Here is a 20,503-nt window from a genome sequence, read left to right as displayed (position 1 = left end):
ATGACTGTATTAAATCCTATTAAAATGAAGCATTTAGAACGTGATAAATCAAGCATAAAGATTGAAGAGAGAGGATATTATTCCATTAATCTTAAAGCTTCAGCAACAACCTCTTGGCAGGAAGATAATAATGAGTCACTCATGCTAAGACTATATGTCGACAAGGAGCATCACCAAGACATTATTTTATTTTATGGAGGACAGAATTTCACATATAAGCGTCTTCTTGGGTACATGGAACCCGGAACATACGAAGTAGAATGGATTTGTGATTCTCCTCGCAACAGTCAAGCGTTTGCTCAGATAGATAGCTTTACGGTAGAGAAATTAGATTTGTCTACCCGAGAGGTTCTTGCTGTTCAGTATGCTCCAAAGCTCTATGGAAGGGCAGTATATACCCAATTTGATAACCTGTATACAGATACTCCTTTAGAAATGATTTATTTTTTCGACAAGTGGGAACAGGGAATGGTTATTGAGTACCATATGGTATTTAGTCATGAAGACGAGGGTACCCCTGCAGTATTATTAATGTCAAAGTGGGGCCGTCTATTAGATATTGAATATATGGCAAGAGTTTATTTGAATGAACAGCATGAAATCGATCATGTTGAATACCAAGGAGCAGAACATCAGATAAAAACGTATAAGGGTCCGTTAATAGATGGTAAAAAGATTATTCTTCAAACTGCTACATGTAATGGTAACTTTACTGATGAAATTACGAGCTCCTATCATTTTTCTTTTATTCCTAGTTATGAATGGAAAATTGAGCAAGAAGCGCGTGAAGTTGTGATGCAACGCTTTCCATATATTAACCATGTCATGACTTGGGAAGCTGAGAGACAGTTGAAAAACTCTTCGTTGCCATACAATAAAATCGAAAATATTAGCCAATATATTTATATCCAATCCTCTGTATGGGGGATTAAGCATGGTTTACCAAGTATAGACATTCTTTGTAGACTTAAAGGAGAAAGTGAGTGGCACTCTAGTTCTTTAAAACATAAAATGTTTGGCTCCTTTTCTGCAGCTTACACTGGCCCGTACAATCACTTTGGAACAGCTATTTGTTTACCTGACGGGGAATCTATTAAAAACATAGTAGAAATAAAGATCGCTCTTATAAATGAAAAGCTACCTATGGCTAACGTAAAAAATTTGAGCGTTTTTGCTTACGATGAAAATGGTGATTTACAAAAATATATCGAAACTACTTTTGATGAGAATTTAGACATTCTCCAAAAGGAAAAGATCATTTGGCGAAAAGTTTAAGGAAGGTGTAAAATAACACGATGAGAGAAGAAGAGGAACATATCTTATTTGAAATTAATTCAAGCATTACAAATAAAAGTACGCAATCACATATAAAACACACCTTTTTTGTACCGGAAAATACTGACACAGTTTACATAGATTTTTCCTTTGAGCCCCCTCATCAAACAGATGTTAATGAGAATAAGCGACTAACTGAAGAAGCATCGAAGTATTATGAAACAAAGTTATCACAAGATGATGTCGACCCGATAAGGAACTTACTCACATTATCAATTGATGATCCTGATGGATTTAGAGGTGGGCGACATTATCATTCACCTATTCAACATGTAATCATTCGTGATCACAATTCATCTCCGGGGTTTTTAAATAAAAGAAATCTAGCGGGGTTATGGTTCATTACGGTAAGTGTTCATGCGTTAGTGACGGATACATGTCAATTTCAGTTGTGTGTATATAAAAAATCCAATTCGATAGCCACAACAACCTCTCTCCCGTGGAGAAATAAACCTTTAATTCAACAAATAAACAATAATGGTTTTAATATTCCAAGGTATCCTAAAATAGAAGGTATAACACAATGGGTACCATCTGAACTGCACACCCATACATTTCATAGTGATGGGAAACAGTCAGTTATTGAAATGGCAGAGGTTGCAAAGGAAATGGGCCTTAAAGCGGTCGTTATGTCAGATCATAATACAATTAGTCCCTTTGAGGATATAGAACAAGCAGAAAATCAATCAGGCATACACATTCTATACGGTTTAGAGTGGACAACCTTTTATGGACACTTACTAACAGTAGGTTATGAGACTCCAACCTATACTGATTGGAGAATAATAGGGCCGCTAGATATTGAAAGAGGGATTAAGGAAATCCGTCGGCATGGCGCATTAGTTGGCATTGCTCATCCGTTCCGTATAGGTAATCCGATTGGGACAGGGTGTCACTGGGAATTCCCGGTCGAATCATTGAACGTTTTTGATTTTATTGAGGTTTGGAATTCTACAAGACCAGGAGCTAAAGCTTATAATCAACGGGCTTTTAAATACTGGACGGATTTGTTAAATAAAGGATACAGAATAACTGCAACTGCGGGAAGGGATTGGCATCATAATGAAGAAATCAATCCTTTGCCAGCAATTACATATGTACAAATGCCTGAAGTCAATGAAGATAAAAATTCTTTCAGAAAAGCATTTTTACGTTCTATCCGTGCTGGACGAGTCAGTATTTCATATGAAAAACCACTTAAACTTACAGTGAAGCATGGAGAAGGCGTATTTCAAGTAGGAGATGTAGTAAATCAAGTAGAGCATCAACCATTCATCGTACAAGTGTATTCAGAAGAATGGGGACATAATGAACGCATTGATAAAAAGAGCGCATTCATGGCGATAGTAACAAACGATGGAGAACGACTACGTGGAAGCTCAGGGCTATTCCAACTTGAAACGGAGATAAAAGAAAAAGATATAAAATGGATTCGAGCAGAATTATATGCATCGGTTGAAAATGAAAGACCAGAGTTAGTTGCATTTACCAATCCCATCTATATTAGATAAAGAATATAACCCTATTTTTGGAAGTGCAATAATAACTATATAATTCTAGGATTAAATTACAATGGCAAGCCTGGAGAGTATCAAGTTATTTTTTCTAGCAAATCCATTTTTTAAACAGGAGGCATAAAAAAACACTACCTCTGAAATGAAAAAAGCCGGTGGCATTTTACGAAAGAAAATGTCATCGGCTATATTTACATTTAAAAAAGGAAATTTTCTGTAAGAGTAAAATCAAAGGTAAAAAATGAATTGGGTCTCGCGTTAATGGCCAGTTAATTTAAGAAAATTCACTACCAAAAAGTAGTGTAATAAAAGATTTTATACAAAAAGATAGCGAAATTAATGGCACTTTATAAAAATAACTCGATAATTGAAAAGATTCACTTTAAAAAGAATGAATTATAATGATAATAAAAATAAGGAAATAAGGTGTAACGTTTGAATATTAAAATATCACAAAGTAACATAGATTTCTCAAATTTTATTGGCAGGAAAGTTATTGAGATTCTCCCGATTGGTAAGGATCTCATTAATGTAATATTAGATAAGGGGAGCTTAAATGTTGAATGCTCTTGGAGATTAAGAGATAAACAGGGGCTAATTATTGGGACAACTGAACGGAAAGAAACCGATAGATTGTCAATTATAAAACAGCATTTAGTAGATACTTCAATTACAGAAATTTATCATTTTGAACCTACAGATGACATGATTATAGCATTTAATAATGAAACCTATTTAGATTTATTTTCTGATTCATCCATTTTTGAACAGTATCAATTATATAACGGGGAAGATATATTTTTGATTGGTTGATAAATTAGAAAAGAATGGGTAATTAAATAGAGGTGAAAAAGCTTTGTATAACGAATTCGATGTCGTACGTTTAAAGGAATTGAGTATAGATGCTATACATGTTAAGGTAGGAGATATTGGAGCAATCATAATGGTATTTGAAGGGGAGATATACGAAGTTGAATTTGTTAATAATCAAGGAAAAGTCATTGAGATACTGACTTTACATACGAAGCAAATAAAAAAAATCGATGGATCAGGAAGTTTAATAACGAATTTTAAAAGGCTGAAAAATAAAAATGTATAGGAAAGAAATTTTAACGACCCTATCAAAATTTAATCATACAATTTCAGATAATGATTTCATCCAAAACAAATTAAAACGAATTCAATTAATAGAGGAAAGCTATAATCTTTTTCTACCTGATAGCTATAAATGTTTTCTTTTATTATGTGATAATGGTTTTTTCAAAGATATGATATTGTTTCAACATGGAAAGTTAGAAAGGGTGCTTGAAGAGTTATACTGTTTAACAGGTAATGATAGTCTTATTGAACAGCTTGAAACCTATTTATATAGAATACCAGAAGCTTTAATACCAATCGGGATGTACCCAAATGGTGACCAAATTTGTATTGGTGTAAAAGATGAAATGTTTGGCAAAATCCTATTATGGGGTCATGAAAATGAATTGGAAGCTTGGAAAATGATAGGTGGTATAAACTCTAAAGCAGACATTAATTCATATTATGAAAATATTGAATTAATCAATGCTAGTTTTTTGGACTTTCTACGTTTACTTAAATTAAATGATGCGTTAAATGAAGAAAATTATGATCACGGTGACATTTGGCTACATGAAGACTTACTGAAAGATTAACCACCTATAAAATACGTATCACGACTACTCAATAAGGACTTGAAAAAATGAAAAAACTAATCTTCTTACTCTTAACTTTATCTGCATTCATCATTGTTTTTACTATAAACAACACAAATGCAGAGCCAGAAAAGACAATATACGTAGCTAAAAATGGGAATGACCAAAATAATGGTACAAAATCAAAACCATTTCGTACACTGAAAAAGGCTGCTGCAGAGGCTACAGCGGGGACTACGGTCTTCATACGAGAAGGAACGTATAAGGAAAAGCTTGTCATTAAGCATAGTGGTACAAAATCCAAACCGATTCGTTTTCAAGCCTATCAAAAGGAAAAGGTTGTCCTTAGTGGAGATGGTTTGAAGGATGTTGAAGGTGATTCCTCTTTGGTGTTGATACATAATAAACATCACCTGACGATTAGCGGGTTAACAATACAGGATTTAACGACTGATTTAACAGATGAAACGGTCATGGGGATTTATGTAACAGGCTCTAGCAGTCATATTACATTAGAAAATAACCATGTTCATCAAATCCAAACCTTTGGGGATGATGGAAATGCTCATGGGATTGCTGTCTATGGAACTGGCGCAATGAAAGATATCAATATTATCAATAACACGGTTGAGGATTTGAAGCTTGGTGCGAGTGAAGCTCTTGTTCTTAATGGGAATATTGATGGCTTTCGAGTTGAACATAACCTCGTTCGGCGAAATGATAATATCGGGATCGATTTAATTGGTTATGAAGGCATATCCTCTGATAAAAAGGCTGATTATGTAAGGAATGGGATTATAAAAAATAATCAAGTATATGAAATTTCCTCATACGGAAATCCAGCTTATGGAGAAGAATACTCAGCTGGAGGAATATATGTCGATGGTGGGAAAAATATTACGATCGAACAAAATAGGATCTATAAAAGTGATATTGGAATTGAAGCAACCTCTGAGCATGCGAAGAAATATGCTGAAGATATTAAGATAATTAACAATGTTATTTTTGACAATCATTACACGGGAATATCAATTGGCGGGTATGATGAAGAGCGGGGAGGTACGATCAATTCTACAATCTCGCAAAATATTATTTATCGAAATGATACGAAGGGACTAGATGGAGGACAGCTTTTATTACAGCATGATACGAGAAATAATTTGATAGAACGAAATATCATCACTGCTGGACCATCACGCCTTTTTATTGTTAACTATTTCTCGACTAACAAAGATAATCTTCTAAAGAAGAATGTTTTTCATAAGGAAAAGAAAAAAACGGGAATATGGGTATGGAAAGAAGAAGAATACACATCTTTTTCAGAGTTTAAAAAAGCCTCAAAAAGTGATAAGGACTCTAGTTATGTAAATCCAGGATTTAAAAATGCTAACAACTATGATTTCGAACTGAAGAACGATTCGCCTGCATTAGAAATTGTTGAATAAGATGTTGTTTTTCGTAAAAGCTTGAAACTTTATGAACTGATAGAATATTTTCATTTTTTAATTGAATCAAGCTAACTAGAATAAATACTCTTACGATAAAAAAGGTAGGAGTATTTTTTGTATGTAACTTTATAAGATGGGGAAAATCTATATTTCCCTTCTCCCCTAATCAGATGAATTGTCCTATGATATTTACACATAATACCAATGTATTTCAAAAGACATTGGAGGAAAGTTCATGAAAAAACTTGTATCGGCACTATTTGTAGCTGTACTCTTATTTAATAATAATATAATTTCTGTATTTGCTGCTCCACCTGAAGAGGAAGTGAATAAACTCCTCTCTGAAATGGGATGGACTCAGGAAGATTTGCAAAATTATTTAGATTATTATGAGATGAGTTTAGCTGATTTTGACACGATTGAAGACTTAAAAGGTGAATTAGGAACGCCGATTAATGAAAGAAGTTTAACTAAGCTTTTAACCAAATACAATATGTCTAGGGATGAGTTAGATAAGCTACTTGCTGGATTCGGGGAGACAGTTGATGATTATTGGTTTATTGAAGAACTTGATGTCTCTATTGATTTTTACTTAAATCATGATCAGTATATGAAAGAAGCAGAAGAGATGTTAGCTTTAATTGGATTAGAGGAGGAAGAGGTGGATCGGTTCTTTAACCACTTAATGGCCCTTGATGAAACGGTACTAGAGCAAAGAATGGAAGAGGTTGCTGCTAGATTAGAACCATTTCTAACAGTAGATCCTGAGTCTGAGCTTACCGAGGATCAATTGAATGAGCTAGCTTCGATTTGGGAAGAGATGATGGGACTTTTACAATTAGCTCCTAAACTTTATTTAGTTAATACAGAAGGAAATAAAACGGATATCTCGTTCGGACGCTTAATGAATATGGAAGAAATGAATGGCAATAGCTTATTAATTGAAATCTATGATACACAAGGAAATCTCCTATTAGATATGCAGCTTTCAGAGGATATGTTGTCTTCAGAATTCCTTTTAGATGCAGCATCTCAATTTACGAATGTTGGAGACCTTGCTGGAGAATTAACGAATATAAAACATGAGCAACTTCCAAAAACAGCATCTCCATTTGGCATGAATATGATAATCGGATTATTCGTATTCGTAATTGGCTTATCCATATACGTCAAATCAAGAAAGACACAGCGTGTATAAATATGAAAAAGCTTTCAATTATGATTATCATATTTGGGGCTAGCATTTTCATTTGGAATTTATATTTTTTTTGGCAAGGGCATACTGCATCAACCGAGGTAGAAGTTAATGTTGAAAAAACAAAACTAAAAAGGGAAAAAAAAATTGCTCACTATCATGATATTCCTAATATAGGTGAAGAAATGGGAAAACTTGTTATTCCGAAACTTGAACGGGCTTTTCCTATTTACCAAGGAACAAATGCTAACGTATTAAAAAAAGGTGTCGGACATGTTCCTACTAGTGCCTTACCAGGTGAAAACAATCACTCCATTTTATCTGGTCATCGAGATACTGTATTTAGAGGACTTGAAATATTAAAAGAGAATGAAAAGTTCATTGTTACTACCCAAGCCGGAGAATTTTTATACAAGATCAAACAAATCAGGATTGTTGATGCAGAGAATCAAACTGTAATGACTCCAAAGCCTAAAGGGATGTTGACATTAATTACATGTTATCCTTTTGGTTTTATTGGTGAAGCCCCTCAGAGGTATGTTATTACTGGAGAATTGATTTCATCCAATATTTACGATGATATAGACTATAAAATGGAATGATATTAAGGAAGAAAGAGACTAGTTGATACCTTACTCTTAATGGGTAAGGTATTTATTATTCGATTCAAGTTTAATCAACAATACCCTGTGCTAATTATAGTTGATTTACTCTTGAAAACACATGAGTAAATGCCTACGCAAAGTGTAATGATCCCACCGAAACAAGCATATATTTATTAGAGGACAAGCTGCCTATTCAATTACAAAACAAAATGATGAATGAGGAGGTGTGCAATAACTTTTAGGTTTAAGCTTGATACTATTTTTGTCTGGGGGAAAATCATGTTTAAAAAATCTAAAATTGCGCTTGCGACAATCTTAACACTATCAATGGTGTCTGAATTTGTTTTTTTAAAGGAACCTGTTTCTGCTGCAACTGAAGTACATACGACAATACCAGCTCCAAGTGGAATTGAAATTCCTTCTGTAACTAAGGACTCTATTTCCTTGAAGTGGGTGGCTGTAGAGGGTGCTTCAAGCTATAATGTGTATCGAGCGAGATTAGGTTATAACGATTATAAACTTATTGGGAATACAAAGACGGCTGATTTTGTAGACGACAAAGTTGAAAGCGATTCCAGTTATTTGTATAAAATTTCAGCTTTAAATGCTTCTGGTGAAGGGGAGCAATCTCAAGAGGTGTTAGGGATGCCTCAATGGTCTTTCCCAAATCTTGTTAGTAAGATTGATATAAGTGCTGCTGGTACTGGGAATCGCATGCGTATTGGCGATATGAACGGGGACGGCCGCAATGATATTTTAATGGTACAGCCAGCATATGAAAGCAGAGATGCTTATAATCCTCGTTATGTCGGACATTTAGCAGCATATGATATTGAAGGGAATCTATTGTGGCAGCAAGGAACAGTCGATCCGCGGGTGACAACAAGTGGGGCGGATGAGCCTGTTCAAATTTACGATATTGATGCAGATGGCGAAAATGAAGTATTAACGGTAATGAAGCTAGGGGAAGATACGGAAAAGTATTTTTATGTTTTTGATGGGAAAACGGGTGAGATGGAGAAGAAGTATCAGCTTCCAGATCAAAGAGCCCATGATGCGATTTTTATCGCCAATTTCTCAGGTAATAAAACACCGCAAGACATCTTATTGAAGGATCGATATTCAAAGATTTGGGCGATGGACAAGGATTTTAACCAGCTATGGCATTATCCTGGTAATACTGGACATGGGTTGCTCCCTTATGACTTTGATGGAGATGGCAGAGATGAATTAGTTAACAACTATTCCTTAATTTCTCACGATGGCAAGGAGTTATGGAGACATGACTTACCAGATCATGTAGATACTCACTGGGTAGCTGATATCAATGGTGATGGAGAGCAAGAAATCATTCTTGGTGGTTCTGATACATTTGCCTTCGATGTTAATGGCAACCAACTATTTAGAAATGGCGATACGGTGGAGCCGCAACAGATACTTGTAGGGAATTATCGCATCGATTCTCCGGGCTTAGAGCTTGCGGGACTTGATCGAATAAATCGAGGAGATCCAGGGCGGGATGGAATGTTCCTTTTCAACTCAGGTGGCGAAACATTATACCACGAACAGCGGGCTATGGGTGATTGGGGAACGATTGTACGTCCACTTGATAACTGGACTGGAAGCTATGCACCACTTATTACTGCGTACAGAAGAGGAAAGGATGCAGAAAATCCAAACGGAATCGTACCAAAGCTATATGATGGGTATTTTAATCCGATTGTTACCTTTAATGAACATACAGATGCAAAAGAGCAAGTCATGGTAGCTGATATGAGTGGAGATTCAAGAGATGAGCTTCTCGTTTATAATTTGACAGGTGAACTTACCGTATCAATTTATTCGAATGGAACAAGCAGTTTGAAGGAGCATATTACCGGTGAACCGCGTATGCCTGATTTTAGAAACTATAATTTCAGCAGGTATGATTCGCGAAGATATGATTTGACGATTAAAAATCTTGTACCGGCTGGGATTAAGGCAGCTGTAACAAACAGTGCAGATATTAACGTAAGCTGGATTCCGATTTTAGGGGTGGAAAAATACAATATTTATCGCTCTGCAACACATAATGGAGAATATATAAAAATCGGGACTTCAAAGGTTCCGGAATTTACCGACAATACTGCACCTATCGGAACTTCTTATTATAAGGTAACGGCTGTAAATAATGAAGGTGAATCGAATTTACCGATCGTAGCAGCAAGCGAAACGATTCATTCAAGCGGAATTCTTCCACCTGTAAAAACCGATGAATCTGTTACTTATAAGGCAGGTAGGACACTTCCTATTAAGTTCCAATTGAAGGATAACGCTGGGAACTACCTTACTGAGGCATCTGCAAAGCTTTATATAGAAGATGCTAATGGAGTTTCGACAAGTTCAGCTGTAAAAGATAATCAATTCCGCTACGATGCTAGGGAAAATCAATATATTTTCAATCTCAGCACGAAGTCTATGTCTGCAGGGAAATATCAAATTCGGGTAGAGGGAGGGAATCGTACATTATACTCTTTCAAGATAATCCTTAAATAGGGATATCGATCCGTTTATTGATATTGAAAAAAGATGAACAAGAGGCTGTGCCAAAAGTGTGACACTTTCTGGTATAGCCTCTTTTCTCTTTCTTGAACAATTAATCAATGAACAACATAATAATTAATTAGGAAATAAGGGGTTGTGAAATGGACGATAAAACAACTAAACTAGTTGTACGTGAAACCTTAACCTGCTAGATCAGTTTGCACTGGAATTGCCAAATATGGGGTTTGTACAGCTGGAGTTATTGGCATTGTGGATGAGTATTTCGTCTTGGTTCGGATTAGTGTTTTCTGCTTTTGTCGTTTTCTAGTAGAAAAGGCTTGGAGAATTCTTTCTTCCAAGCCTTTTAGGTATATTACAATTTTGCTAAAATCTCACGGATAAACGCAGGCTCATCCTTTGGAGTGCGGGATGTCACAAGATTTCCACTTACAACGACTTCTTCATCTCGATATTCGGCACCAGCTAATTTTACATCATCACGAATGCCAATATAGCTTGTTGCAGCTTTGTTTTTTAGAATGTCAGCGCTAATCATGACCTGTGGTCCATGACAAATTCCAGCAATTAGCTTTCCTTGTTCATTGAGTTCCTTTACAAAGCGGACAACATCGTCATTAACACGTAATGCCTCTGGTGCAGCTCCTCCTGGAATAATAGCCGCATCAAAATCGCTTGCATTTACTTCAGAAGCAGCTACATCGCTAGTATACGATACAGTGCCTTGTTTTCCTTCGCAAACAATCCCTTTTTCAAGACCAACGATTGTTGCTTCGTGACCTGCTTCCTTAATTGCTTCGTAAGGATTTTTCATTTCAGAATCCTCAAAATAGCTTGCGAGTAAAAATGCAACCTTTGCCATAAACTATCACTCTCCATTTTTTATTTTACTTTTACTAATTAAACTATAATGGAAACCTTATGTATTTTTCAAAGATTTATAAACAAGACAAACATAATAACCATTTCACTTGAATTCAAATGTATATATAGTTTAGAATTAATAATTCGGGGAATAAATTACCAACAAGTAAATTCATAGTGAGATATGCAATATATTGATAATAAAAAATATAAAAATAGCTCAAACTATCATGATGAAGTGTATATAGGACCCTTCATTTAGTCGATTTTAAGATTCATCTGAAGGAATAGCTGCATGTGAAAGGGCAAAGTGAAAATTCCTATCTTATAGAAGAGATATTTTATAGAAAGGAAAATCAGATGAAAAGAATATCAAATGTGTTTTGGATAACTGTTGCCATTGTATTAGTAGCAGTATTATTCGGTGTAACTGCACCTGATAGCTTTGAAGAAGCTACAAATAATCTACAAGCTTTTCTGACAACGAGTTTTGGATGGTATTATTTAATTTTGGTTACGATCATTGTTGTTTTTTGTATTTTTCTTATTTTTAGTCCTGTTGGAATGATTAGATTAGGTAAACCTGATGAAAAGCCTGAGTTTTCGAAGGTCTCTTGGTTTGCCATGTTATTCAGTGCAGGGATGGGGATCGGTCTTGTGTTTTGGGGAGCTGCCGAGCCATTATCACATTTTATCGACCCTCCATTAGCAGAAGGTGGAACACCCACTGCACATAAAGAAGCGATGAGATATACATTTTTTCACTGGGGTATTCATGCTTGGGCAATATATGCGATAGTTGCTCTAGCTTTAGCTTATTTTCAATTTCGTAAAGATGAGCCTGGACTAATTTCAGCCACTTTAAAACCAGTATTAGGAAAGTGGATGGATGGACCTCTAGGCACAATTGTAGATGTGTTAGCTGTTTTTGCTACAGTAGTTGGCGTAGCAACAACCCTTGGTTTCGGGGCAGCACAAATTAATGGTGGTTTAACTTATTTATTTGGAATACCTAATAATTTCGTCGTTCAATTAATAATTATTGTAATTGTTACTGTCCTTTTTATGATTTCAGCATGGTCTGGATTAGGCAAAGGGATAAAATATTTAAGTAATATAAATATGGTTCTGGCAATTTTGTTATTTCTTTTAATGCTTATCGCAGGTCCTACAATCCTTATATTAGATATGTTTACTGATACGCTCGGTGGTTATATTCAAGACATTGTTCATATGAGCTTTAGGATTGCTCCTCTTAATGAGGAACATCGTGCTTGGATTAATGGTTGGACGATTTTCTATTGGGCATGGTGGATATCATGGTCCCCGTTCGTAGGAATCTTTATTGCCCGTGTATCTAGAGGTAGAACAATAAGAGAATTTATGATAGGCGTTTTATTACTTCCAGCTGTTGTAAGCTTTTTATGGTTTGCAGTCTTTGGTACTTCAGCAATCGAAGTTCAGAATGCTGGAAATGTTGATTTAACTAGCTTTGCTACAGAGGAAGTCTTATTTGCAGTATTTAGTGAATTCCCATGGTCGACGCTTCTTTCAATCGTAGCGATCATCCTTGTTAGTACATTTTTTATTACTTCTGCTGATTCAGCAACATTTGTACTTGGAATGCAAACAACATATGGCTCGCTTACTCCGCCAAATTCAGTGAAGCTAACTTGGGGAATTGCCCAGTCTTTAGTCGCAGTAATTCTCTTATATAGTGGTGGACTACAGGCGCTACAAAATTCGTTAATTGCTGCTGCATTTCCATTCTCGATTATCATTGTGTTGATGATGATTTCGTTGTACCGTTCCTTAACAAAGGAAAGAAAAGAATTAGGGTTATATATAAGGCCTAAACCACGTAAAGACAAGTCTAAAAAATAACGTTTTATTAAAGCGTGTGTATTCTCTGCAAACCAAATGTTGTTGTACGGATTTGAAAAGCTTCCCGATCTATATTTTCGGGAAGCTTTTTCTATGCAAGAAAGGAGACCTTGTCAAAAGGGCAAGAAATTCATCACAATATGTAAAAAATATAATTCTTTACCGTCAATTCACATTAAATTTACAATTAAAAATTAAAATAAATTTTGTAATTATTATATAAATCTAGGGAGACGGTAAAATGGTTTTATCCAATAATGGAGGAAAATTCAATAAAAAGCGAAAAGCTAAATGGCCTGTTTTATTGTTAACATCGGTTTTATGTATTCAAGGTGCAACTACTACTTTTGCAGCAAATGTTGTTGATGACTCTGCAATCGAACCGAAAGCAGCAGCATATGGATATTATGTAGACGCTTATCAAAATAATTCAAAGGATAACATGACTCCAGAATCAAACCCGGCTATCGGTGTGCTTTCAAAGTTTCATGAGCTTTGGACACCTGGAACATCATGGGATAACGGAACAGTTTTAAATTCTCAAGTACATAATCACAATATCGACAGTGTTATTTCAATTACAAACAATCGAACTGAAGAGGAGGCAGCGGCAGCTTACTTAGATGATCGACGCCATCAGAGCTATAGTGTCATTTCAGGTCTTGGTAATTATTCTGATAAGTTTAAAGAAGGTGCCAATGCTGGGACAACGATTTCAGATGATATCCCAGAAGATGCGACATCAGTGAAGTATGAGGACGGCGGCAATCCTAATGGGAATTGGGCTGATGAGGATTCTAGCCTTGGTAGCATGGTGAAACTAGTTAATACATTGCGTGGAAGTGCAGCAACAACGAATCCAGCAAAATCGTACTATAATTATATGCGTCCGTTTCGCTGGAGTGATGAGGTAAGCTTAGTTCCAGCCCTTGTCCCTGCGAAAAAAGACGATCCTACTAGTGATGGTGGATTCCCAAGCGGTCATACAAATGCAGCATATTTAGCTGCTTATGCTTTAGCATATTCCGTGCCTGAAAAATATGAAGAGCTGATGACGAGAGCCTCTGAATTAGGGAATAGCAGAATCGTAGCTGGTATGCATTCACCGTTGGATGTTATTGGTGGACGAGTTATGGCAACAGCAACAGCAGCAGCAGTTTTAAATGACCCGGCAAATGCAAGCTTGAAGGAAGCTGCTTATCAGCAAGCACATGATGTATTACTTACACAAGAGGGCACATCTGAAAATTATGAAGCAAACAAAGAAAAATTTACCGAGCGACTAACTTACGGGTTTGAACAAATTGGTGATACGACAAAACCAATGATCGTACCTAAGGGTGCTGAAGTACTACTTGAGTCTCGTTTCCCATATTTAGATGCGACACAACGCCGTTGGATTTTATATACGACAGGTCTGCCATCTGGATATCCTGTATTAGACGATGCTGAAGGCTGGGGCAGATTAAATCTTTTTGCCGCAGCAGGTGGTTATGAAGCATTTGAGACAGATGTAACTGTTACAATGGATGCCGCGCAAGGAGGATTTAATGCTTCAGACAGCTGGAAAAATGATATCGCTGGTCCTGGAAAGTTAACAAAATTAGGTACAGGTACTTTAACTTTAACTGGTGATAACAGTTATTCTGGTGGTACGGTTATTGAGGAAGGCTCTTTAGTGGCAGATTCCAGCACTGCATTAGGACAAGGTGAAGTGATTAATAACGGTGGTACGTTAAATGAAGATGTAACAAGCAGCTTAAATATAGGTGATGATTTTACACAAGCAGAGGCAGGTACACTTGAGCTTACGATCGGAAACAGTGAGGAAGTTCTTGCGATTGATGGTGAAGCGACATTTGGCGGAACGTTAAATCTGAATTTTGTTGACGGTTATGTTCCTAATGAGGATTCAGCGATTATTACCTATGCTACTTTAGCAAAAGGCAGTACATTCTCATCAGTAGAAATAAATGGTCTTCCAGATACTTACGATGTCGTTTATGATGAACAAGCATTACGAGTTGTAGACACGACTAAGGAAGAACCAGATCAAGATAAAGATACTGATAAAGATACTGATAAAGAAACAGACAAAGATGTTGATAACGGCACTGAAACAGACAATGGTACAGAAAATGAGAAAGATACAGATGATGTACCTAATGTTCCAGTAGAATCAGAAGATGATAAAAATAAAAAAGATAATAATAAAAATCATACAGACGTAGACTATCCAACTTATGAAGCAAGTAAGCAATCAGAAACGAGTAAACAAATAAATGCGGACGATTCAACGAAAAAAGAAATTGATACAGTTAAAAACCCTAAAACAGGAGATGATACAAACCTAATCCCCTATGTCGTGCTATTAGTTGGTTCAGTGCTTACAGCAGGGTTTGTACTCTTTAGGAGAAAGTTAAAAAGAGTAGATAATTAAAACAATCACATAACAAAATCAAGGAAGATTGCTAGAATATGTTCCCCTTGTGACTATAGACTGTTCATTTTGAGTCTTTGTCTATCAAGGGGCACATTTTGTTTTTACCGAGAAAATTCAACAAAAGATAATTTTGAACTGTAAAGGTGTGGATTGAATTTGAGGAAAAGGAAAAGACTGAGCTGGATTCAATCATTAATCCTCATCATTTGTTTAGGCACATTTCTATTTTCTGTTATAAAAATTGCGACGATTTACTATGAATATTCAAAAAATGAAAAGGTTATGAACGAAATTCAAGTAGAGTATCAAGAAATCCAGCAAAACAGTGAGCCAGTGGCAGAGGAAAATCAAATTCGTTCTCCATTCCAAAGTCTTTTAAAAATAAATCCCGATATTGTCGGTTGGCTAACAATTGATCATACAAAGGTTCATTATCCTATTTTGCAAAGCTCAGATAATGAATATTATTTAAAGCGAAATTATAAAAAGGAGGAATCAAAAGCAGGAAGTATCTTTATGGATTATCGGAATCAAGTAGATACACTAAATAAACAGACGATTATTTACGGACATGAAATGAAGGACGGCTCGATGTTCGGGCAGTTAAAGAAATTTTTAGATGAGGAATTTGCTTCACAAAACAAGCATTTTCAGTTTAATACAATTTATGCAAGCTATGATGTGGAAGTCTTTTCAGCGTATGTAACGACAACAGATTTTCATTATATTGAAACTGATTTTGCGAGCGATGAAGAATACAAACAATACTTGAAAGTAATCAAAGAAAACTCAGAAGTACAGACAAATGTCCAAGTAAATGAAAAGGATCATATTATCACCTTATCGACATGTAACAACCTGTCTGACCCAGATGAAGGAAGATTAGTCGTACATGGTAAATTAACGAAGATTGATTAATGTAACATTGTGCAGTGGTAGATTCCTAGCTCCTTTCACTTTAAAATTAAACTGACGAAGATGACACTCATAATCGAGTGTCTTTTTTTGATAGAATAGTAGATAAATACATGAGGTTTTGAACAGGAGAGAAGAAATTCAAAGCCACTTTTAGGAAATAATCCTTAAAAGGAGAGTAGTTTATGGTTAAGGTTCAGGAGATAAAAATTGACGGTGAGGGTCTTCATGTTTTTAATAGTGCAATCTATATTATTGAATCGAGTACAGGCTATACGTTGCAATTAGATGCCGTTGTAAGTGAGGTTGTTGTACTGAAATATCAAAATGAGGAAACCCTACTTGTAGAAATAGAATTACAGGATGGAAGACAAATTACTTCATTTATGCATTTGAAACGATTGTCAGGAGGATTACCGCAGTTAAACTTATTTTGTGAACTAAATGATATTGATGATTTTCATGATTTTCTTATGATAAACGAAAATGATTCGTCTTATCCTAATGTAGAGGACGGAATCACTTTAGAGGAAATTAGAAAATATGAAATGCCAAATGAAAAAATTACTTTAAAATTAAAATTACCAATTGAGCAAACAGAGTGGTTAAGTGAGCAAAAACCTGGGGATTTATCAAATATCATCAAGGAAGCTATATATGATTATTGGAGAAAATATGAAATGAAATAATGCACTTTCTACCTAGCGAATCTCTATTTAACGATAGAAAAGTAAGACGTGTTGTTGTGACACAATAAGTCAAGAATAAGAAAATGTCTGTAACGTTTTTGTTTGTTAATCACCTTTAAATATCACTTTTTGTAGTTTGTAAAAGACTGTCTATTATCAAATCTTGATAATAGACAGTTTTTTTTGTTTTTTAGTATATGTTGAATATTAAAACAAAACAGTATATACTGTACATATATGGAATATACAGTATACACAGTATAGACGCAAGTGTGATATGCTTTTCAATTTTAATGGTGGATTTTGAAAGGTAACAAAAAGTAATCGAAAATAGGAGGATATCTAATGTCTTTATCAAAAATCGGCTCTGTAGTCATTTTGGCTATATCACTTTTCTTTTTACTAGTAGGATGTGGGAGAGGAAAGGCAATTGATGATGCAGCACAATATTTATCACCGGTAGAAAAAATAAATATCCCGGAAAATGTGAAGGTAATTGGCTTTGGAGAGGCAACACATGGAAATAGTGAATTTCAAAAGCTTAAAAAGGATTTATTTGAAACATTAGTATTAAATGAAAAAGTCCGAGTATTTGTCTTAGAAGGAGATTTTGGAGGGGCACAGAAAATTAATCAGTTTATTTTAGACGGTACTGGTTCAGCTGAGGAAGCAGTTTATGCTCTTGATTATAATATATATAAAACAGAACAAATGATTGATCTTGTTCAATGGATGCATGATTATAACCTAACTGTTAACGAGGAAGAAAAGGTATATTTTTATGGTAATGATATGCAGCGCTATGATTACAGTAAGAAAGGCCTTCTCGATTACTATGACATGGTTAATGATGATCGGGCTAAAAAATATACGAAGCAGTTGGAACATGTATCAAATGATACAATGCGTGATTTAACAATGAAGCAACTGGAAGATGTGGAGAATAAAATAGACAACATCATCCTAAATTTGCAGGAAAATCAAGCGACGTATGTGGAAAGCTCCTCTCCTGATGCCTATGCTTTTGCCTTACAATACGCGCAAGTTATGAAACAACGGACACAATTATTTTTAAATGAGAAGGACTATACAAAGCTTCGTGACCAATATTTGGCGGAAAATCTACAATGGATTGTTGATTTCGAGACATCTAACGGTCATGATAAAATATTTATCTCTGCTCATAATGGACATATTGAAAAAACATCGGCATCACTTGCAGACTATAAATCAATGGGGAATTATTTAGATGAGGTATATGGTGAGGATTATTTTGCAATCGGTACAGACTTTATCGATAGTACATTCCAAGCATTAAAAGGTGGTTCAACTGAACGGGAAAATTACAAAGTAGAGAATCATAATGAATTAGTAGATGCGTTCAGTGAAGTAGAGCAAAATATTTTTTACGTAGATTTTAAAAAGACCCTTGAATCAGAGGAGTTATCAGCGATTATTGCAAAGGAGCAAAAAATGGCAAATATAGGAGACGAATTTCAACCTTGGTATAAATTGATGAAGATGTTTTACACGATAAAAATGGTTCCAAATGAAGCATACGATGGAATCATTATTGTAAAGAAGGCAACACCAACCATTGTATTAGAATAATGAAAGTGTTAAATGACTCTCATAACAGCCAAGGTTTGCTATATGAATATGGATAAAGTTAAACAAAAAGGCATCCTAAAAAGCCTTATATCAAAACTTCATTATTCCTTGATATAAGGTTTTTTGGACGTTAAATATTCCTTAGCAACAAGCATCCAATCTTCTAAAAATAATCGCCATAGATTTGGGCGTCTTCTTACAGCTAAAGGATGGTAGGCAGCTGTTGTTTTATAGCCATGTACATGATGAAATTTGCCCCGTAATGACTTCACATCAGCTTCAGGATTGTGGGAAAAGGATTGAACAGCAACGTTTCCTAGGCAAACAATTAATTTAGGCTGCTTTGCTAGCAGTTGTTGGTTTAGGTGGTTCATGCAAATTTGTCTAGTGTGTTCCTTTTCATATGATCGTGTCGGTTTTCTTTTTAAAATATACGTTATGTATAAATCATCGACTGTTAAGCCAACTTCACCAACTGCTTTTTGTAACGTTTGTCTAGTCCCGCAGACAAATGGCTTGTTATCTCGGTCCTCACGTGCCCCCGGATTATCCAATAGAATCATGAGCGATGCTTCTGGATTCCCCTCACCCCAAACCATTCGTGACCCATGCTTATCAAGACCGCAATCACTGCAGTTTATTTGCTCCTCTGGTGTAGATTCTTCAGGCCATAATGAAGCGCAAAAATCAGACAAAGCTTTTCCTCCTTTGTAAGACGAATAATGTTAATTTGCCCAATAAATATTGAGGTTAATTCGTCTTTTTCATAAACTTTGTTGTTTTTTATTAAGTTAGCGTTTTCTTGATTTCCAGAGTTTTACGATAATCATCAATTTTTTCAAAAAAACAATATTCGGTGTGTCGTTACACACTCTTTTTCTGTATAGTAATTAGTGCAACGAACAAAAGATGAAGTCTCTGTTACTATCTACTTTTATTACCATGGACAGATAGGTAATTTATAGGTATTTTAATATTATTGTAGTATTGTTTTTAAAGGAAGGAAGAAGTGAAAAATGGTTGCGTTTATCTTAGTAGTTTTAGCGTTATTTCTTATTCCAGGTCCTGCTGTTATTATCACGATTTCTCAAACGATTAAAGGTGGGAAAAGGAACGGAATCATCACTGGAATCGGATTAGCTGCTGGAGATTTAGTTCATACCTTTGCAGCGGTTCTTGGACTTTCAGCTATTTTAATGACATCTGCATTAGCATTTGAGGTTGTAAAATATTTGGGTGCTGCATATTTAATTTATTTAGGAATATGTGCGTTGCTGGCAAAGTCAAAAAAGACAAAAAATCCTGTTGAAAAGGAAGTAACAACGACTGGTTCATTTCGTCAGGCGTTTTTAATAGAATTATTAAATCCTAAAACAGCGCTATTTTTCCTAGCCTTCTTGCCGCAATTTGTTCAAAATAATGGTACTCCTGTTACGATACAGCTATTAATACTTGGTTTAGTCTTTGTTTTAATGGGCATCATCTATACAACATTATTAGTATTTATCACAAGCGCAGTAGGCAATAAGGTTATGGTGAAAAATCAAGGTAATGGCTGGCTTGGGAAAGCAATAGGGGTTCTTTACATTGGCTTAGGTTTAAAATTAGCACTGCAAACACAAGAATAAGAGATTTAAATGACACTTATGGAGAGTGTCATTTTTTTATTATTGTGGTTTCGAAAACCCCCTGCTATGCTGGGGGTTCTAAAGAGCTTCAAGCGTGGTATTAGGTATTAAAAAACCTCACTTCACATGGTAGGATAAAGTTGGTTTCCCGACCACTT

17 protein-coding genes are annotated in these 20,503 nt (G+C 35.4%); 15 read left to right on the top strand and 2 right to left on the bottom strand.

Annotation, left to right across the window (positions count from 1 at the left end; all coding sequences use genetic code 11):
- The 9 genes from ACTJJ9_RS14285 (at position 1) to ACTJJ9_RS14245 (ending at position 10,305) form a co-directional block, all read left to right on the top strand.
- Positions 1-1,275, top strand: a complete 1,275-nt coding sequence (locus tag ACTJJ9_RS14285; RefSeq protein WP_145581993.1) for a hypothetical protein — start codon at positions 1-3, stop codon at positions 1,273-1,275.
- 20 nt (positions 1,276-1,295) lie between these two features.
- A complete protein-coding gene (locus ACTJJ9_RS14280) occupies positions 1,296-2,846 on the top strand; it encodes a CehA/McbA family metallohydrolase (RefSeq protein WP_145581995.1) in 1,551 nt (516 codons plus the stop codon).
- Between the two features lie 438 nt (positions 2,847-3,284).
- Positions 3,285-3,662 (top strand): hypothetical protein, encoded by a 378-nt coding sequence (locus ACTJJ9_RS14275; protein WP_145581996.1) that lies wholly within the window; start codon positions 3,285-3,287, stop codon positions 3,660-3,662.
- A 43-nt stretch (positions 3,663-3,705) separates the two neighbouring features.
- Complete coding sequence (locus ACTJJ9_RS14270; protein ID WP_145581998.1) at positions 3,706-3,948, top strand: DUF4926 domain-containing protein; 243 nt, start codon at positions 3,706-3,708, stop codon at positions 3,946-3,948.
- The gene (locus tag ACTJJ9_RS14265; RefSeq protein ID WP_145582001.1) at positions 3,941-4,522 is read left to right on the top strand and encodes an SMI1/KNR4 family protein; all 582 of its coding nucleotides are present in this window, start codon (positions 3,941-3,943) and stop codon (positions 4,520-4,522) included. The genes ACTJJ9_RS14270 and ACTJJ9_RS14265 overlap by 8 nt, the downstream gene beginning before the upstream one ends.
- A 47-nt stretch (positions 4,523-4,569) precedes the next feature.
- Entirely contained in the window at positions 4,570-5,967 is a 1,398-nt protein-coding gene (locus ACTJJ9_RS14260; RefSeq protein WP_145582004.1) for a right-handed parallel beta-helix repeat-containing protein, read from the top strand.
- A 238-nt stretch (positions 5,968-6,205) separates the two neighbouring features.
- Entirely contained in the window at positions 6,206-7,168 is a 963-nt protein-coding gene (locus ACTJJ9_RS14255; RefSeq protein ID WP_145582006.1) for a processed acidic surface protein, read from the top strand.
- Between the two features lie 2 nt (positions 7,169-7,170).
- Entirely contained in the window at positions 7,171-7,767 is a 597-nt protein-coding gene (locus ACTJJ9_RS14250) for a class D sortase (protein ID WP_145582008.1), read from the top strand.
- A 282-nt stretch (positions 7,768-8,049) separates the two neighbouring features.
- Positions 8,050-10,305 (top strand): PxKF domain-containing protein, encoded by a 2,256-nt coding sequence (locus tag ACTJJ9_RS14245; protein ID WP_145582010.1) that lies wholly within the window; start codon positions 8,050-8,052, stop codon positions 10,303-10,305.
- 361 nt (positions 10,306-10,666) lie between these two features.
- On the opposite strand, the gene ACTJJ9_RS14240 is transcribed toward ACTJJ9_RS14245, so the two are convergent.
- Positions 10,667-11,173: a type 1 glutamine amidotransferase domain-containing protein gene (locus ACTJJ9_RS14240; protein WP_145582012.1), complete on the bottom strand. Its 507-nt coding sequence runs from the start codon at positions 11,171-11,173 to the stop codon at positions 10,667-10,669.
- A 362-nt stretch (positions 11,174-11,535) separates the two neighbouring features.
- Here ACTJJ9_RS14240 and ACTJJ9_RS14235 point away from each other — a divergent pair, with 362 nt between their 5' ends.
- The 5 genes from ACTJJ9_RS14235 (at position 11,536) to ACTJJ9_RS14215 (ending at position 18,717) form a co-directional block, all read left to right on the top strand.
- Entirely contained in the window at positions 11,536-13,059 is a 1,524-nt protein-coding gene (locus tag ACTJJ9_RS14235) for a glycine betaine uptake BCCT transporter (RefSeq protein WP_145582014.1), read from the top strand.
- A 241-nt stretch (positions 13,060-13,300) separates the two neighbouring features.
- On the top strand, positions 13,301-15,499 hold the full coding sequence (locus ACTJJ9_RS14230) for an acid phosphatase (protein ID WP_145582016.1): 2,199 nt from the start codon (positions 13,301-13,303) through the stop codon (positions 15,497-15,499).
- A gap of 153 nt (positions 15,500-15,652) precedes the next feature.
- Positions 15,653-16,420 carry a class B sortase gene (gene srtB / locus ACTJJ9_RS14225; RefSeq protein ID WP_145582018.1) on the top strand — a complete coding sequence of 256 codons (768 nt, stop codon included), beginning with the start codon at positions 15,653-15,655 and terminating at the stop codon, positions 16,418-16,420.
- Positions 16,421-16,602: 182 nt separating this feature from the next.
- Complete coding sequence (locus ACTJJ9_RS14220) at positions 16,603-17,106, top strand: hypothetical protein (protein ID WP_145582019.1); 504 nt, start codon at positions 16,603-16,605, stop codon at positions 17,104-17,106.
- A gap of 345 nt (positions 17,107-17,451) precedes the next feature.
- Positions 17,452-18,717 carry an erythromycin esterase family protein gene (locus ACTJJ9_RS14215; protein ID WP_145582021.1) on the top strand — a complete coding sequence of 422 codons (1,266 nt, stop codon included), beginning with the start codon at positions 17,452-17,454 and terminating at the stop codon, positions 18,715-18,717.
- A gap of 101 nt (positions 18,718-18,818) precedes the next feature.
- On the opposite strand, the gene ACTJJ9_RS14210 is transcribed toward ACTJJ9_RS14215, so the two are convergent.
- The gene (locus ACTJJ9_RS14210; RefSeq protein WP_145582023.1) at positions 18,819-19,412 is read right to left on the bottom strand and encodes a uracil-DNA glycosylase; all 594 of its coding nucleotides are present in this window, start codon (positions 19,410-19,412) and stop codon (positions 18,819-18,821) included.
- A gap of 321 nt (positions 19,413-19,733) precedes the next feature.
- Here ACTJJ9_RS14210 and ACTJJ9_RS14205 point away from each other — a divergent pair, with 321 nt between their 5' ends.
- Entirely contained in the window at positions 19,734-20,345 is a 612-nt protein-coding gene (locus ACTJJ9_RS14205) for a LysE family translocator (RefSeq protein ID WP_145582025.1), read from the top strand.
- The last annotated feature ends 158 nt before the right edge of the window (positions 20,346-20,503 follow it).

Origin of the sequence: Metabacillus sp. 22489 (assembly GCF_052044855.1) — a bacterium.
GTDB lineage: Bacteria > Bacillota > Bacilli > Bacillales > Bacillaceae > Metabacillus > Metabacillus niabensis.
This window is presented reverse-complemented; position numbering and strand designations above follow the sequence as displayed.